This window comes from Myxococcus sp. MISCRS1 (genome assembly GCF_026626605.1).
GTDB classification, from domain to species: Bacteria; Myxococcota; Myxococcia; order Myxococcales; family Myxococcaceae; genus Myxococcus; species Myxococcus fulvus.
The window spans coordinates 1,492,000-1,508,397 of record NZ_JAPNKB010000001.1; the positions used below are offsets into that span (position 1 = coordinate 1,492,000).

15 protein-coding genes are annotated in these 16,398 nt (G+C 68.9%); 4 read left to right on the forward strand and 11 right to left on the reverse strand.

Going from position 1 to position 16,398, the window contains the following annotated elements; translation table 11 throughout:
* Positions 1–176 precede the first annotated feature (176 nt).
* Complete coding sequence (locus OWM54_RS05735) at positions 177–1,961, forward strand: hypothetical protein (protein ID WP_267696843.1); 1,785 nt, start codon at positions 177–179, stop codon at positions 1,959–1,961.
* 252 nt (positions 1,962–2,213) lie between these two features.
* Here the strand turns inward: OWM54_RS05735 and OWM54_RS05740 are convergent, their stop codons facing one another.
* Positions 2,214–5,342, reverse strand: coding sequence for a cyclic nucleotide-binding domain-containing protein (locus OWM54_RS05740; protein ID WP_267696845.1), 3,129 nt, complete (start codon positions 5,340–5,342; stop codon positions 2,214–2,216).
* 151 nt (positions 5,343–5,493) lie between these two features.
* Here OWM54_RS05740 and OWM54_RS05745 point away from each other — a divergent pair, with 151 nt between their 5' ends.
* Positions 5,494–6,297, forward strand: coding sequence for an RDD family protein (locus OWM54_RS05745; protein WP_267696847.1), 804 nt, complete (start codon positions 5,494–5,496; stop codon positions 6,295–6,297).
* On the opposite strand, the gene OWM54_RS05750 is transcribed toward OWM54_RS05745, so the two are convergent.
* Positions 6,294–6,812 carry an outer membrane beta-barrel protein gene (locus tag OWM54_RS05750; RefSeq protein WP_223746608.1) on the reverse strand — a complete coding sequence of 173 codons (519 nt, stop codon included), beginning with the start codon at positions 6,810–6,812 and terminating at the stop codon, positions 6,294–6,296. The genes OWM54_RS05745 and OWM54_RS05750 overlap by 4 nt on opposite strands.
* A gap of 100 nt (positions 6,813–6,912) precedes the next feature.
* Between OWM54_RS05750 and OWM54_RS05755 the strand changes: the two genes are divergently transcribed.
* A complete protein-coding gene (locus OWM54_RS05755) occupies positions 6,913–7,974 on the forward strand; it encodes a tetratricopeptide repeat protein (protein ID WP_194868999.1) in 1,062 nt (353 codons plus the stop codon).
* A 34-nt stretch (positions 7,975–8,008) separates the two neighbouring features.
* The gene (locus OWM54_RS05760; RefSeq protein WP_267696849.1) at positions 8,009–9,058 is read left to right on the forward strand and encodes an FHA domain-containing protein; all 1,050 of its coding nucleotides are present in this window, start codon (positions 8,009–8,011) and stop codon (positions 9,056–9,058) included.
* Positions 9,059–9,112: 54 nt separating this feature from the next.
* On the opposite strand, the gene OWM54_RS05765 is transcribed toward OWM54_RS05760, so the two are convergent.
* From OWM54_RS05765 to OWM54_RS05805, 9 genes are all read right to left on the reverse strand, one after another.
* Complete coding sequence (locus OWM54_RS05765; RefSeq protein ID WP_370640324.1) at positions 9,113–9,634, reverse strand: tetratricopeptide repeat protein; 522 nt, start codon at positions 9,632–9,634, stop codon at positions 9,113–9,115.
* 44 nt (positions 9,635–9,678) lie between these two features.
* Complete coding sequence (locus OWM54_RS05770; protein WP_223746604.1) at positions 9,679–10,761, reverse strand: DUF1521 domain-containing protein; 1,083 nt, start codon at positions 10,759–10,761, stop codon at positions 9,679–9,681.
* A 162-nt stretch (positions 10,762–10,923) separates the two neighbouring features.
* Complete coding sequence (gene sctV / locus OWM54_RS05775; RefSeq protein WP_223746603.1) at positions 10,924–13,047, reverse strand: type III secretion system export apparatus subunit SctV; 2,124 nt, start codon at positions 13,045–13,047, stop codon at positions 10,924–10,926.
* 97 nt (positions 13,048–13,144) lie between these two features.
* On the reverse strand, positions 13,145–13,627 hold the full coding sequence (locus OWM54_RS05780) for a tetratricopeptide repeat protein (RefSeq protein WP_223746602.1): 483 nt from the start codon (positions 13,625–13,627) through the stop codon (positions 13,145–13,147).
* A gap of 88 nt (positions 13,628–13,715) precedes the next feature.
* A complete protein-coding gene (locus tag OWM54_RS05785; protein WP_223746601.1) occupies positions 13,716–14,174 on the reverse strand; it encodes a hypothetical protein in 459 nt (152 codons plus the stop codon).
* A gap of 164 nt (positions 14,175–14,338) precedes the next feature.
* The gene (locus OWM54_RS05790; protein WP_223746600.1) at positions 14,339–14,554 is read right to left on the reverse strand and encodes a hypothetical protein; all 216 of its coding nucleotides are present in this window, start codon (positions 14,552–14,554) and stop codon (positions 14,339–14,341) included.
* A gap of 155 nt (positions 14,555–14,709) precedes the next feature.
* A complete protein-coding gene (locus OWM54_RS05795; protein WP_223746599.1) occupies positions 14,710–15,303 on the reverse strand; it encodes a hypothetical protein in 594 nt (197 codons plus the stop codon).
* 122 nt (positions 15,304–15,425) lie between these two features.
* Positions 15,426–15,890, reverse strand: a complete 465-nt coding sequence (locus OWM54_RS05800; protein ID WP_074957228.1) for a SycD/LcrH family type III secretion system chaperone — start codon at positions 15,888–15,890, stop codon at positions 15,426–15,428.
* 4 nt (positions 15,891–15,894) lie between these two features.
* Positions 15,895–16,374 carry a hypothetical protein gene (locus tag OWM54_RS05805; protein ID WP_141323022.1) on the reverse strand — a complete coding sequence of 160 codons (480 nt, stop codon included), beginning with the start codon at positions 16,372–16,374 and terminating at the stop codon, positions 15,895–15,897.
* Positions 16,375–16,398: the final 24 nt, after the last annotated feature.

Consider the following 16,398-nt stretch of genomic DNA (forward strand, 5'->3'; position numbering starts at 1 on the left):
GTGATACGGTGGCCGGCGTGTCGGATCATTCGGCCCCTGAAGCCCCACCCTCACGCCGAGGAGAGCAGAGTCAGGACGCGGCGCGCGGGGAGAACCCTTCCGGTCGTACCTCGACCCAGCATTTCTGGGAAGAACTGCAAAAGGGAGCCACCCACTTCCAGGAGCATGGCTCCGGTGTGGGCCAGCAGGGTCGGCTGAGGCAGTTCGCGCATGGGATGAGCCTGCCGTTCCACATCGCCCGGGCCTTGTTGGCGGACTCCGCCGCGCGCTCCCGGTACCTGCGTGTGGGGATGATGCAGACGATGGTCGCCCTGGCGCTCGCGCTGACGTGCATGGGGTCGGCGAAGAAGGCCGCGAACGCGGTGGACGAGCGACGGGACGCGGCCGTCGAGGCGGAGGTCTCCCGGGTCATCCAGGCGGCCGCGCACGCCATGGCGGAGGACAAGGCGAAGGACGTCGACCCGGAGGTGATGGAACGCCTGCGCGAGCGGCGCCGACGACGCATCGCCGCCCGGGAGCGTGAGAAGCAGGAGGCCTCCGCGGGCCCCCAGGCCGGGGAGGAGACCTCCGTGGCACGGGGCACGGCCGTCGCAGAGGCCGAGGCCGCCGAGCAGGGTGACGGGGACGAGCCCACGGAAGCGCAGGCGGCGCCGGGTGACGAAGAGGAGGCCGCTGGACAGGAGCAAGCCTCCGGGACGGTGGCGCCAACGCACGTCGCGAAGAAGCCTGGCTCGACGTCCTCAGCCGGAACGACCGAGGCAGACTCGGAGGAGCAGTCGGCGCGAGATTCCCAGGCTCCCGCGGGGGCACGGCTCGCGGAGACCGCCATCCCGGGCACGCCCCCGACGGGGTCGGGCGCCATCGAGGACGCCCCCCAGAAGGCCCCGGAGAGCACCGAGGCCGTGCTGGATGACGTGGACTCTCTGCCCCCCGACGTGCGCGAGAGCCTCAAGGCCGCGAGCGCCGCCATGAAGCAGGCCATGGAGGCCGAGGCCGCACGCGACAAGGCCCTCGAGCAGCGGGTTCGCGACGTCGAGGCCGCGGCGAGCGGACTGGGCGACGGTGGACCGTCTCTCGCGAGTGCGCTGGGTGCGCTCATCGCCGAGGCGATCACGACGGAGGTCCAGCAGGGCGGCGCCGAGGAACAGGCTGTGGGTGGCGTCGCGGGAGCCCCCTCGTCGAGCAAGCCTCAAGAGAAGGTCGAGCCCTCTCCACAGGAGGAGGACGCCCTGCCCTTCCTCTCGTACAAGGGCTTCTCGTTGCTCAGCCTGCCGTTCTGGATCGCCCTGTTCGCGGCGATGCAGCTCGCGCAGTGGGTCATCATCGCGCTCTCACGCGACTACCACGACGTCATCTCGCGCGACGCAAGCCTGCTCACGCGCATCGAGCCGGAGGACGAGGCCTTCACGCCTCACGTCCGACTGAACGTGCAGTGGCTGCGCAAGAAGGTCCAGCGTCGGGTGCGCGCGATGCTCCTGTTCGCGGTGGGAGTCCCGGCCGCGGTCTTCGTCGCCTCGCCCTTGTTCTGCACGGGCTTGAGCGGACCGTTGCTCACGGCGATCACCTCGCTGTGGGGCATGTGGTGGCTGATGGTGTTCACCGCCGCCAAGAGCTGCCGCGCCTGGGATGAAGTGGAGGGACAGCGGCCTCCCTGGTTCCTGCGCGCGTGGACGACGCTCACCACCCGCGTGCCCGGCCTGCGGTGGGGGATTCTCCAGCGCTACGGCGCCATGTGGACCCAGCGCACGAGCGAGGTCTACGCGCCCGTCGCCTCGGTGGAGCGCCACCCCTGGGCGTACGCGGGCCTGTCCCTGGTCCGCTTCGTGGGCTCCTTCGCCCCACTGAAGTTCTTCGTGCGGCCGCTCATCCCCGTGGCCTCCGCGCACATCCTCCAGCACGAGCGTGCCCGCCGGCTCCCTCCCTCCAGCCCGGACCAGGACCACCCGGCCAAGGACGCCTGAGAGAGCGCGCCTCGTCACGGGGCGCAACGAACGACGCCGCCACCGCCACTCAGGCATCAACCTCACGGGCAGCCGCACGAAGCAGTCGGCACCTGGTCCCAGAGAAGCCGGAGCGCGGCGAGCCACTCAGGTGTCGCCGCCCCGGGAGCATGTCTACGTCATCGGCCCCAAGCCCTCGGACACGGCCCCCGCGGGCAGCGCCACGAACCCGTCGGCTCGAAGCCCTCGGTCAACCCGAGCACGCCGAGCCGCTCAGGCGTCTCCACCCCGGGTGCGCTTCTCCGTCGTCGGCGGCTCCGAGCCCTCGGGCGCGGGGCCCGTGGGCAGCGGCGGCGCGGTGGGAGCCGCGGGCGCGGTCATCTCCAGCCGCTCGCCCGTCTCGCGCGAGTCCGGCAGCGCGATGAGCGCCTGGAGCTGCAGGCTCACCGCGCGGAAGAACCCCGTGAGCAGCTCGGGCCGGTCCGCGAGCAGGTCCAGGAAGTCACGCCGGTCGATGATGAGCACCCGCGTGTCCACCGCGGCCACCATGTCCGTGGGACGCGGCGCGCCATCCAGCAGGCTCACCTCGCCGAAGGCCTGCTTGCCCTGGAAGCGCAGCACGTGCTCGCCGTCGTGGAACGCGTCGATGGCGCCGTCGACGATGACGTAGAGCGCGTCCCCCGGGTCGCCCTGCGCATAGATGCGCTCACCGGCGCGGAAGAAGCCCTCGCGGGCCACCGCGGCGATGGCCGCGATGTCATCCACGTCGCTCTGGGAGAAGACGCTCACGCCCTCCAGCTCGAACATCCGTTGGACAATGCGGTCGCTCAATTCACCCTCCTGCGGGAGCACGTCCAGCCCGTTCACCCGCGCGATGTGGCGGGCGCACGCGCGCAGCACCACGTCCTCGCTCTGCACCAGCGCCGCCAGCCTGCGCCACAGCCGCCCCGACGCCCCGGGAGGCAGCTCCCGGTGGTGCGCCTCCACCTGCTCCATCACCAGCTCCCGGTCCTCCTCGGAGAGCAGGTTGTCCAACAACTCCAACGCCAGCGCCCGCCGCCGCGCATCCTGCCCCACCAGGTTGTAGTGGATGCCGCGCATGCGGTGCGACGAGTCCAACAACCCCAGCAGGAAGAACGACAGCTCGAGCGCCTGGTCCAGCCGGTCGCCCACCGCGCGGGTGAGCAACGAGCCATCTCCCAACGCCGCGCGCACGTCGCGATAGGCCCCCACCAGCGCCCGATACGTGTCCCGCCGGCGGCCCAGCGCCTCGCGCACGCGGTCCACGTCCACCGGATGCTCGGGGTGCTCGTCGCGAAGCCGCGACAGCTGCGCGCCGATGCGGAAGTGCAGCGAGGCATCATCCCGCACGTTGGAGAACAGCAGCGCGTCCAGCGCCGCGGGCGTACCGATGCCCCGCAGCACGCGAGGCAGCTGCAGCCGCATCGCCAGCGGCGCCTTCTTGTTGTTGAGGTGCTCCTCCACCAGCGGCGTCACCGCGTCGCCCAACGCGATGAGCGCCTCGCGGGCCGTCTTGCGCTCCTCGCGCCACGTCAGGAAGGGCAACAGCCGGGGCGCGAGCTCCACGTAGCCGCCCTCCCCCACCGCGGCCAGCGTCACGCGCCGCACGGTGGTGTCCCCATCATCCAGATACCGGGCGAGCGGCCCCGCGAAGCGCGCGTCCTGGAGCCGCCCCAGCAGCTTCGCCACCTCACGGCGCTCCATCACCGGAGCCCCTTCACCGCGCGCGAGCAGCTCCTCCAGCGACGCCAGCGCCGCCGCGCTCCCCGTCGACTTCACCAGGGCGCCGATGGCCGCGCACCGCAGCCCCACGTCCGGGTGGTTGAGCAGCGCCGGCAACAGCCGCTCCGCCCGCTCCGGAGACAGCCGCGCCAGCGCCCACACGGCCTGGTCCCGAGGCCGACGAGGCCCCTCCTCCACCAATCGCTCCAGCACCGGCGCCAGCTCGCGAGCCTCCAGCTCCAGCGCCAGGGCCACGCCCCGCTCCAGCACGCGCTCATGCGGATGTCGCAGCAACGCCGGCAGGTGCTGCCGCAGCGACACCTCCGCCTGCTCCATCAAATCCACGGCGCGCAGCACGCGGTCCGGCATGGGGGCCGACAACGCCTCCGTCAACAGGCGCTGCTCCTCCTCCCCCTCCAGCGCCACCTCCTCTTCCTCATGAGCGCCCACCTGCTCACCCAGCGCCGCGACGTAGGCGGGCTTGAGCCGCACCAGGAGCAACCCGAGCGCCGCGCACATGGCCACCACGGCCACCGCCATCGACATGCCCGTGGCCGCGCGCCCCGCGCCGATGAGCAGCAGACCGGCCACCACCACGCCGCTCTTGCGCAAGAGCCCATCCACCGCCGCGCGCAGCCCCTCGCGCTGGTCATCCGGCACCGCCGCGTAGAGCAGCTGGATGCCCACCGGCAGGATGGAGTAGCTCACCGCCGTCTCCACCAGCCGCAACAGGTGCACCGGCCACAGGTCGGGCGTCACCAGCGTCGCCCCCGCCAACGGCGCGAGCACCAGCGGCACCAGCGCCACGTAGCGCAGGAGCCCCAGGCGCTTGAGCAGCCGCTGCGTCAACAACAGCTGGAACGCGACGCAGAACAGTCCAATCCACAGCTGCAGCGAGCCGAAGAGCGCCGCCAGCGCGTCCTCGCTGAGCTGGCCCTCCAGCCGGATGCGGAACAGGTAGTCGACGAAGGACGACAGCACCGCGAACGAGATGCCCAGCGCCGCGAGCACCTGCGCGTAGGGGCTCTCCGCCAGGTAGCTGAACGCCATGAACGACGTGGGCGCCGGACGCCCCCGGGGCGGAGGCGGCGGCTCACCGCGATACAGGTGGTGGAAGATGGCGCCCGCGGCCAAGAGCCCCAGCCCGCCGCTCACCACCATGGCCGGCGTGCCCAGCCGCTCCGCCAGCCCCTGGACCAGCAGACCTCCGACGATGCCGCCGCCCATGGCGAAGCCATTGAGCGCGGTGAAGGCGCGCCGGGCCTCGCGCGCATCGAAGGCGGACGCCATGCGCGCCCAGAACCGGAACGAAACGAACGTCGAGAACGTGTCCGCGAACAGGTACAGCGCCAGCGCCGACGTGCTCACGCCCACCGACAGCGCCACCGCCAGCCCCATCGACACCACACCGCCCAGCCCCGTCAGCACGCCCGGCGACTCGAACGGCGAGCCCGGCTTGAAGCGCGGCAGCACCGTCAGCGCCGCGGTGATGAGGGCACCCAACAGGTACAGGTAGGGCAGCGCCTGCGAGTCGAAACGCGACAACACCAGCGCGTTGGCCGCCGTCTTGAGCTGCGTCACCCCAGCGATGAGCGCGAACTGAAAGGCGGCCGCCGGCAAGAGGCGGCGGTTCCAGGATGAGGTGGCGGAGGGGGGCACGTTGCGCGAGGGGCGGCGAGGCTACCCCACCACCCCGACAGCCATGATTAACACAGACGCCCGTCCGCCCGCGCCCCCCACGGGGAACTCGCCGGGTGGTCGGCCAGGCAGGGCCCCCGAAGGGCTCACCTGGGAATACCCGCGGCCCCCCATGCGCCCCCGCATGCCCGGAGAGCCGGCTACACTGCCCGCCGTGACGACGGCCACCGACACCTTGCTGGACGGCACCCACACGGTGCTCACACCGGAGTACGTGGAGTTCCGCTTCACGCTCGCGGGCCTGTACTCGCGCTTCCTGGCGTGGCTCCTGGACTCGGTCATCGTCGTGGTCATCAGCCTCGCCGTCATCCTGGGGCTGAGCCTGGTCATGGCCGCCTTCCCCGGCGTCGCGAGCGCGCTGGGCATCGTCGTGTACTTCCTGGTGGACTGGGGCTACGGCATCACCCTGGAGACGCTCTGGAGCGGCCAGACGGTGGGCAAGCGCGCCCTGTCCCTGCGGGTCATCCAGGAGAGCGGCGTGCGCATCGGCTTCTACCACGCGGCGCTGCGCAACCTGGCCCGTCCCGTGGACCGGCTCCCCCTGCTGTACCTGGTGGGTGGCGTGACGGCGCTCGTCTCCGGCTCGCAGCAGCGGCTGGGGGACATGCTCGCCGGCACCATCGTCGTGCGGGAGCGGCGGCTGAAGGTGCCCTCCGCCATCAACGCCTCCGGCGAGGAGGGCCTGCTGACGGATCCGCTCTTCGTCTCACGCGTGAAGCGGCTGTCCACGGAGGAGCGGGAGCTGGTGCTCACCGCCGTCCTCCGCCGGGACGAGCTGCGCATGGAGGCCCGCCTGCGCCTGTTCGCCGCGCTCGGCGCACGGCTGCAGGACGCGCTGGCGATGGAGAAGCCCGCCCACCTGTCCGACGAGAAATGGACGCTGCTCGTCGCCGCGGCCCTCCTGCCCAAGCGCTAGAAGTACGCCGCCACGCCCGCCGACAACGTCAGCGAGTTCTGCGTCTTCTCGTTGAGCGCGATGTAGAAGTTGTACTGCGCCCTGAGCCCCACGCTCACCGAATCCGACATGAAGAAGTCCACGCCGGCATTGGGCCCGATGCCGACGAAGTTGCTCATGCTCTCCTTGAAGACGATGAGGTAGCTGATGTCGGAGCCGAGGTAGGGGCGGATGCTCTCCTCCATCAGCAGGTAGCGGATGCCCAGCGACGGGGCCAGGCCCACCACGCGCTTGCGCGCCGGGTCCGTCGTGTCGCGGGGGAAGGCCACCTTCGACAGGGACACCAGCTCGAAGCCGTTCTCGATGTAGAGGCTCGCGTCGATGCCCAGGAAGAAGGCGTCGTCCAACCCCTTGGTGCGGTTGAAGTCCATGTACCCCAGCGACAACCCGAGGCTGCGATTGGCGAACTGGGCGTGAGCCGGGGCCGCCCCGAGCAGGGCCAGCGCGAAGGTGAAAGCACAGAGCAAGGTACGCATGGGCGGCCACTCTAATCGTGCAACCCACCGAAATCAGCCCGGATTCAGGCCCCGCCGAGGCGTTGCGCCAAAGGAGGCGCTCTCCTACACTCGGTCGGCCATGCGTCTTGCCCGCCTCGTCACCGCGCTTTCCCTGGTCTGCACGCTTCCGCTCGCCGGCTGTCTGTCCACGCCGCCGCCGCATGAGCGCGCGCTCATCAACAACGAGCTCTGCGCCCAGGAGCTGCACGCCCAGAACCTGGTGAAGGCGGAGGTCTACTGCGACCTGGGACTGGAGTTCTCGCCCCAGTACGCGGACCTGTGGGCCAACAAGGGCATCATCGCGATGATGGCCGGCCGCAAGGACGACGCGAAGAAGCACTTCATCAAGGCCCTGCGCTACAACCAGGAGCACCTCCAGTCCTACCAGAACCTGGGCTACCTCTACGCGGAGGAGGGAGCCTACGGGAAGGCGCACGACAACTATCGTCGCGCCCTGAAGGTGAACCCGGACAACCTGGACACGCGCTACAGCCTCGCCGTCACGATGATGAAGATGAAGAAGTACACGGAGGCGAAGAAGGAGTTCCGCACCCTGCTCGCCATCAATCCGAACCTGGCCGCCGCCCACCACTCGCTGGGCATCATCGCCTTCGAGGAGGACCAGTACGAAGAGGCCGCCGAGCACATGGCCCAGTCCGCCGCGACGGACCCGAACAACCCCGACGTCTGGCACGACTACGGCAACACGCTGATGGAGCTGGGCCGCTTCGTCGACGCGCGCGAGGCCTTCGCCAACTGCATCCAGCTGGACGCCAAGCTGACCAGCTGCGTCAACAACCTCGCCCTGGCCCAGCGCAAGGCGGCGCTCACGGACGCGGGCCTGCGTGAGGTCAAGGACACCCAGCAGGCGGAGAACTCCGCCCCCGCGCTCTTCACCCTCGCCCGCACCTTCCGCGAGAAGGGGCTTCTGGCCGAGGAGGAGACCACCTACAAGAAGTGCGTGAAGCTGGATGGGAAGTACGCCCCCTGTCACTTCGGACTCTTCGAGCTCTTCCAGGACGCCAACAAGCACGAGCACGCCGAGGTGGCCTGCAAGAACTTCCTGAAGTATGCGACTTCCGAAGAGTTCCCCACCGAGTATCAGACGTGCGAGAAGTACCTGAGCAACGCGACGTTCTGATGCCCCGCAGTTCCCTGCAAGCACCACCCCCTCGATGAGCGTCCGTCTCACCGTCACGCAGCGCAGCGAGGCCGGAGCCAAGGGCACCGAGCACGTCCTCACCGAATCGGTCATCACGCTGGGGCGAGACAAGTCCTGCCAGGTGGTGCTGGCCCAGCAGGCGGTGTCGCGCAACCACGCGCGCATCTGCCAGGAGGGCACGCTCTTCTTCCTGGAGGACCTGGGCAGCGCCTATGGCACCCAGGTCAACGGCAAGCCCCTGCCCAAGGGCGAGAAGCGCCTCTTGCGCAACGGCGACGTCATCGCCATCGCGCAGTACGACGTGCGCTTCGACAAGGTGACGGAGCTCATCAACGGGGACGCCACGTCGGAGAAGACGTCCTTCATCGCGCGCGACAACCTGAAGGACGTGATGCGCGGACTGTCCTCCTCGGAGGAGCGCTACCTGCGCATCATGAACGGCCCCCGCGAGGGCGAGCGCATCGAAATCGCGGACGCGTCCGAGCTGGTCATCGGCCGGGACGAGAAGGAGGTGGACATCGTCCTCAAGGACGACCTCACCTCGCGCAAGCACGCGAAGATCCGCCGCGACTGGTCCGGAACCCACGTGGAGGACCTGGGCAGCCGCAACGGCATCAAGGTCAACAAGAAGCGGGTGAACCGCAAGGCGCTCAAGGACAACGACGAGGTGGAGGTGGGCGGCACGCGCTTCCTCTACGTCGACCCGGCCGAGCCCGCCGAGGAGCCCGTCCAGCTCGCCACCGACGTGAAGAAGGCCCCGCCTCCGTCGCCCTCGCGCCCCGCGCCGGTGCGCAAGGAGAAGCCTCAGGAGCCGGAGCCCGAGCCCGCTCCCCCGGAGCCGGAGCCCGAGCCCGCTCCCCCGGAGCCGGAACCCGAGCCCGAGCCCGGCCCCATCGAGGAGCCCATCCAGTCCTCCCAGGAGAACTCCGTCCCGGACGAGGTCGCTCCGGGCGGCGCCATGGCGATGCTCAAGGACAAGCAGAAGCTCGTCCCGCTCGTCGTCATGGGCGTGGTGGGGCTGGTGTTCCTGGTGCTGCTCATCGCCGTGGTCGCCGGCGCCTGAGGCGCGGGCGCGACCTGCGCGCCCGCACGCACTCACCGCGGGGACGGCGTCACGTCAGCGCTTCGGCCGGGCGGCCTTGAGCGTCTCGGCCTGCTTCTTCAGCGCGAGCAGCGTGCCCTTGGCGCGCTGGGTGGAGCGCTTCTTCAGGCCCGGGTCCAGCTCGATGGCCCGACTCAGGTCCTTGAGGCCCTCCGGGACGTTGCCCCGGCGCAGCAGGATTTCGCCGCGGCCCACCAGCGCGTCGCCGTGCGAGCCATCCAACGCGAGCGCGCGCTGGTAGGCGTCGAACGCGGCGTCCACGCGCTCCATCGTCAGCAGCGTGGCGGCCAGCTGGGTGTGGAAGGCGGGCTCCTGCGGCGCGGCCGCCGTCAGGCCCTGGAAGATGTCCAGCGCCAGCCGGGTGCGGCCGGCCTGGAGCATCTTGTGGCCCACGGCGGCGTACTCGAAGAGCCGCTCACGTGTCATTCCCAGGAACTGGCCCAGCTGGAGCTCGCCCTTGACGAGCTTGTCCACCAGGGCCTTCGGAATCCGCACGTCCGGCGTTCCACCGCTCTCCGGTTTGCCGCTCAAGACCACCTCGCGAGAGGCCCCTCGGACAGGGCCCCTCTTGTTGCCATGGGTCAGATGAAGATGTTGCTGCGCGGCTTGACCATATCATTCAGCGAGTTGATCTCATCCAGCGCCTTGAACATGTCGGCGACGGACTTGAAGCGGTCCTCGAGGGGCTGCTCCTTCTCGGACTCCTTCGGCTTGCCCAGCACGGCGAGGGCCTGGGTGATGTGGTCGTTCACCTTCTGCATCAGCGCGTCGCGCTGCTGGGTGACGTCCCCCGCCTTGGACGTGTCCTTCTTGTCCTTGGCCGGCTCGGGCAGCAGGTTGAGCACCGAGGGGGTGTCCTTGTACTGGAACTCCAGGTCCTTGCCGTGCTTGAAGGTGGCGCCGCCGCCCTCGTCGCCCAGGACTTCCTTGCCCTGGTTGGCCCAGTCGTCGGAGTCCTTGCCCATGACGAGCAGGTCCCGGCTGTTGTTCTGGAAGGTATCGTTCCACTGGAAGGCGACGGTCGTCTCGTAGCCGTCCTTGGTCAGCTCACCGACCTTGCCCTTGCCCTTGTCGATGTCCGTGACGGCGATGTGGTCCGCGCCGTTGGTGATGTCCAGCTTGCCCGTCACCGTCATCCCGTTGTTGCCCCAGGGCACGGTGGTGCAGTTGATCTCCGTCCCGTCCGGCAGCTGGAACGTGGTGTTGCGCTTGAAGTCGAACTTGCCGCCGTCGCTCTCGTCGACGTGCGGGTCGCCCCAGATGCGGGTGCTCTTGCCGTCCGGACCGGAGATCTTCCACTCGAACTGGCCCAGCTGCTCGATCTTGTAGCCGCCCGGCGTGGTGATGGTGCCCTTGTCGTCCACCTTCAGCTTGTCCGCCGGGCGGAAGGTGTTCTCGTCGATGAGCGGCTTCTCCGTGGGGAACACGTTGCCGGAGTCCACCGTCGCGGTCAGGTCGCTCACCCGGACCGGCTCGGTCGAGAACGAGTTCTCGCTGAGCTGGTTGAGCGCCTTCACCGCGGACTCGATGTCCGCGAACGCGCTCTCCACCGTCTTCTCGATGAGACCGAGGTTCTTCGTCAGCTCCGCATCGCTCAGCCCGACCTTCGTGCTGCCAGTGCTGAGGGTGCGGGAAGCGTTGCCGGCCTGATTGACACTCGTCATGACTTCCTCCCGAATCTCGGGGAATCCGCGCTGGAGAGCACGCACTCCCGCCTTCCTTCCATTGTCGGTGTCCTGCCTCGCGAGTTGCGTTGAAACGCGAGGATTCCGATCACGACGGCGGGGGTCGGAAGTGACGCCCCCGCGCCCTGCCCTGCCCCGGGACTACCGGGTGGAGATGCGGGCCACCGGCTGGATGTTCAGCTCGGGGGACAGCTCCTGGTAGCTCAGCACGGAGAACGAGGGGTTGAACTCGTACTCCAGCAGCTTGCGCACGTAGCGCCGGATGTCCATGGCGGTGAGGATGACGGGGCGCTGGGCGGACGGCGGCAGGTGGCCACACTCCGAGCGCACGGCCTGGACGATCTCCTGTGCCAGCTCCGGCTCGAGCGCCAGGTGCGCGCCCGCCGAGGTGCGCTTGATGGAGCCGCGGATGGCCTCCTCGATGTTGGGGTCCAGCAGGTAGACCACCAGCGTGCCGCTGCCGCGCGCGTACTTGTGGGAGATGTAGCGGCGCTGCGAGGCGCGGACGTGCTCGGTGAGCATCACGTTGTCCGCCTCCACCTGACCGTACTCCGACAGGGCCTGGAGGATGCCGCGCAGGTCACGGATGGAGATCTCCTCCTCCACCAGGCGCTGGAGGATGTCCGTGAGCTTCAGGACGTTGACGACCTTGGGGATGACCTCCTTGACGATGGCGGGGAAGGCCTTCTCCAGCTGCTCCAGCATCGTCTGCGTCTCCTGCACGCCGACGAACTCCCGCGCGTTGCGCCGGAGGATGGCCGCCACGTGGAGGATGATGTAGCCGGGCACGTCCCACGTCGTCAGGCCCGCGGCCTCCAGCGTGTCGCGGTGCTGCTCGGGCACCCACGCGGCCGGCTGGCGGGTGGCGGGGTTGATGGCCTCGAAGCCCTGGATGTTCATCAGGCGCAGGCGGTCCACCGTGTCGTTGACGAGCACGTGGCCCAGCGTGGCCTGCCCGGTGACGACGGGCACCTCGTTGATTTGAATCTGGTACGCCCCCGGCGGCAGCGACGAGTTGCCGCGCGCGCGCACGCCCGGGAAGCGGACTCCCAGCTCCACGAAGAGGCCATCGCGCATGAACGGGATGAGCTCGAAGAGGAACTTGCCGTTGTCCTGACGCGAGTCCACGTACGGCACCAGCGCGTCGGAGACCTCCAGGACGATGGGCGTGACGACGGGGATGAAGAGCTCGGAGTCCGGGTTCATCGGCTCCTTGGGCGCCGGCTCCGACGACATCGGCGTGCCCAGGTCCGACTCCATGGCCGGCCCGGCCTCCTCCACCATCTGCGCTTCCTTCTGCTTCTTGAGCATCGTCCACGCGCCGAAGCCCGCGCCGAAGCCCAACAGGAAGAAGGGAATCTTCGGCAGACCCGGCACCAGGCCCAGGATGATGAGCATGCCCGCGGCGATGGCGATGGCCTTCGGGTAGGCGGTGAGCTGGCTGCCCATGTCCTTGCCCAGGTGGGCCCCCTCCTCCTCGCCGCCGACGCGCGTCACGATGATGCCGGCGCAGGTGGAGATGAGGATGGCGGGAATCATGCCGACCAGGCCGTCACCGATGGTGAGCAGCGTGTACTTCTGGGCCGCGTCGGCCGCGGACATGCCCTTCTGCGTCACGCCGATGATGAGGCCACCGACGATGTTGACGACGGTGATGATGATGCTGGCGATGGCGTCGCCCTTGACGAACTTCATGGCGCCGTCCATGGCGCCGAACAGCTGGCTCTCGCGCTCCAGGTCGCGGCGCTTCTTCTTGCCCTGGTCCTGGTCGATGGAGCCCGCGCGCAGGTCCGCGTCGATGGACATCTGCTTGCCCGGCATCGCGTCCAGGGTGAAGCGCGCGGCCACTTCGGCGACGCGCTCCGAGCCCTTGGAGATGACGATGAAGTTCACGATGACCAGGATGAGGAACAGGATGGCGCCGACGACGAAGTTGCCCTGCACCACGAAGTTTCCGAAGGCGACCACCACCTCACCCGGATCTCCCGTCAGCAGGATGAGCCGCGTGGTGGAGATGGTCAGCGACAGCCGGAACATCGTGGTGATGAGCAGGAGCGTCGGGAACACCGACAGGTGCAGCGCCGCTGGCACGTAGAGGGACACCAGCAGCAGCACCACCGAGATGCTGATGTTCAGCGTCAGCAGCACGTCCAGCAGCAGCGGCGGCAGCGGGACGATCATCATCCCGACGATGGCCACCACGACAACAGCCAGGACGATGTCGGAGTACTTCGAGAGGAAGCTGTTCGGATTGGAGGCGGACATCAGAGGATACCCATCCTAGTCCGCGCCCGGCCCCGGGCCCAAGGGGGGCCTCACGAGCCGGGCGGGGGTGTTCCGTCCAGGGGGGAGACGGGGGGACTCAGGGACGCTCGGAGCCGGAGTCGCGCTCGGGGGCGCCGGACTGGGCCTCCTCCACGCTCTCCAGGGCGGCGGCCGCCAGCATCCGCGCGCGAGCGCTCAAGGGGTCCTTGCCCTCGGGGTCCAGGGACACCGCGTGGTTGAAGTCACGCGCCGCCTCCATCACCTTGCCCTGGCGCAGATGGACCTCACCCCGGTTGACGAACGGCGTCAGGTCCGAGGGGTCCAGCTCGATGGCCCGGTTGAAGAAGGCCTCCGCCTGGTCCAGGTTCTCCAGCGCCAGGTGGCAGGCGCCGAGGGCGGTCTGGAAGTACGCCTCCGAGCCATCCATCGCGGCCAGCTCCTCGAAGAGGGCCAGCGACTCCTGGAAGCGGCCTTCCTGGAACAGGTCGAAGCCCTGCGTGGCCCGCTCCAGCAGCGCCGGACCGGACAGCGGCTTCACATCATTCTCGGAGACCGGCGCCTTGGCTTGGGTCGTCGTCATCTGGACTCATTCCCGGGGCGGAACATGGAGGCGGCCTGGAGTCTAGCCCGCCTCCAGCAGGCCCACCAGTCAGGAGACGCCGAGCGAGCTAATCGTCGAAGCCGTCGCGCGTCTTCTGCAACTGCTTCTTCAGGTTGGCGATGGCCATGTCCACGCCCTTCTGGGCCACCACCGCGCTGAACATCTGCGCCTTGAAGCGGTCGTCGACGTGCTTGTCGATGTCCTTCAGGGACGCGTTGGGGTTCTGCTTCATGAAGCTGGCGACGTCCTCGTCCAGCTTCTTGGCGATGGTCTCCGACACGGAGTCGGGGAAGAAGCCGAGGAACGCCTTGTTCTCCAGGATCTTGTCCGTGCCCAGGGCGCTCGCGTAGTTGTCGCGGTCCGCGCCGGTCAGCTTGCTGGGGTCCTTCTTGCGGATTCCATCCATGGTGGCCTGCTGCTTGGCCCGCTCCGCAGCCGGATCCGACGGCGTCTGGGTGGAAGACTCGGACGCGGTCTTCTGCGTCGAGGAGGTATAGCGGGGACCGCCATTGACGGGAGCGACCATGGATTTCTCCAAAAGGTAGGGTTGAAGGAATTCTCGTGGAGCGGCGCGGAAAGTTTCGGACGCTCGGGGGCCGCGTGTCCACCGGCGGCCAGAAATGAACCGGCCCCGCAGCAGCTCGGAGAGCTGTTGCGAGGCCAGGGTGCTGCGACCAGCGCTGAACCGAATTAGCGCATGTTGCTGGTGATGGCGCTCTGCATCTTCTCGATGGCCTTCATCGAGTTGGAGATGAGCTCCACCAGCTTCGCCTCGCGCTGCATCTGCTCCTGCGCGCGGAGGAACGGCTGCTGATCCTTCGGGGCCGCCGCGATCATGTCGTTGGAGGCCTTGGAACCGGCCAGGATGCTGCTCGCAGCGGCGTTGAAGTTGGCAGAGATGCTCATGGACGTTCTCCTGTGATTAATTCGTGAGTGCTGCGAGGTGAAGTGCAGCGGCGGCTACAAAAAGATTATCGGGGGAGGGGGCCAGAAGTTTCCTGCGAATTATCCGGATCATTTCCGGCTTATCCGCCCGTCCCGGGTCCCCTCCGGAAACAGGCCTAACCCTTGATCTTTCCAAGGCTCGGGTTCTTCATCCAGGCCTTGAAACCCTCCAGCTTCTGCTGCTCCTGCTTCGGGTCCGCCGCGGGCGGAGGGGGGTTGGCCTCGGGGTCCAGCGCCAGGGCCCGGCGAGAAGAGCCGCTCTCGAAGCCATCCTTGGCGGCGGGGGCGCGGGCCGCGGCGGCCGGCGCCGCCGGTGCGGGGGCCGGCTGGGCGCTCGGAGGCGTGAACGCGAGCTTCGCGTGCATCTCCGGGTTCGCCTCCTTGACGGCGTTCTGGATGGTCATCCCGTAGGTGTTCAGGCGCTCCGACAGGTACGTCACCACCATGCCCAACGCGGGAGGCACCGGGAGGATGGGGTCGGCCATGAAGCGCTCGAGCGCGCTGGACACGTCGCCGTAGAGGCGCTCGTCGAACGGGGCGCCCGGCGTGGTGGACGACACCAGCATCTTCATGGTGCGGACGACCTGGAGGAAGGTGCCCTGGGCCGTCTTCGACTGCGTCTCCAGCTCCGCCAGCAGCTTCTCGCGCTTCTCCACCAGCGCCGCGGGCTCTGGCGGCAGCGCGCCCATCTTCGCCTTCTGCGTGCTCATCGAATGACTCTCCACCTCTCCACAAAGAGGGTTGGGGTGAGTGAACCCGGCGAGCCTAGCAGACTGTTCCAGGCTCACCTACCCGGCGTCTGGCCGAAGCCGGACGCCGGAGCGTGCTGGACTCAACGTCGGGTGAGCGCCGTCACCATGGCGCCGGCCTTGCGCACCACGGGATCATCCTGGGGCGTCATCGCCGCGGCGCGGCGAAGGTCCTCCAGCGCCTGCTGCTTCTGACCCAGGGCCAGCTTCACCTCGGCGCGGCCCACGTAGACGGAGGGGTCCTGCGGGGACAGCTTGGCGGCCACGTCGAAGGCGGCCAGGGCGCCCTGCCCGTTCCCGGCGGCCATCTCCACCACGCCCAGGGCCTTGGCGAAGTAGCCGTCCGTGGGGTTGACGGCGTACAGGCCCTGGAAGAGCGTGCGCGCCTCGTTGATGCGCCCCTGGTAGAAGAAGAAGTACGCCGTCTTGGCGATGGCGTAGAGCTCGTCGTTGGAGTAGCCGCGCACCTCGCGCAGCGTGGACTTGCCGTCCGCCCAACGCTGCAGCCGTGCCGCCAGCTGCGCCTCGTCCTGAGGGTCCTCCGGCATGGCGCTAGTAACCCTCGTCCTTCTGCTCCGCCCACATCCGGCGGATGATCTCCTTGGTCTCCTCGTTCACCTGGTCCACCAGGGTGAGCATGGAGGCCTCGCGCTGGAGCAGGGCCTTGAGGCGCTCCAGGCGGTCCGGCGAGGCGTTGATGCGCGACAGGCCGCGCTCCAGCAGGTGGCGCGACTCGTCGCTCCCCCGCCCCGCCACGCTGGCCAGGTGGGGCCTGTCACTGAAGCCCTCCAGGTCCGCCTCGTGTCCGCCGGGGTGCGGCGGCAGGGGCAGGCGGAGCTCCTCCGAGGAGTGCGCCGGACCGATGAAGTCCAGCAGCGCCGCGGACGCGAGCGCCGGGTTCTTGGGGTTGCCCGTCTTGCGCAGCTTCTTGCGGTCGACCTGGGACGGGTCGACCAGCCGCTCACGGACGCTGCGGGGTCCCCCCCAGGGCCACTGGGGTCCACCGGGGGGCTGATTGTTGATTCTGGCCATCGTCGATTCCGGAGCACACCCCAG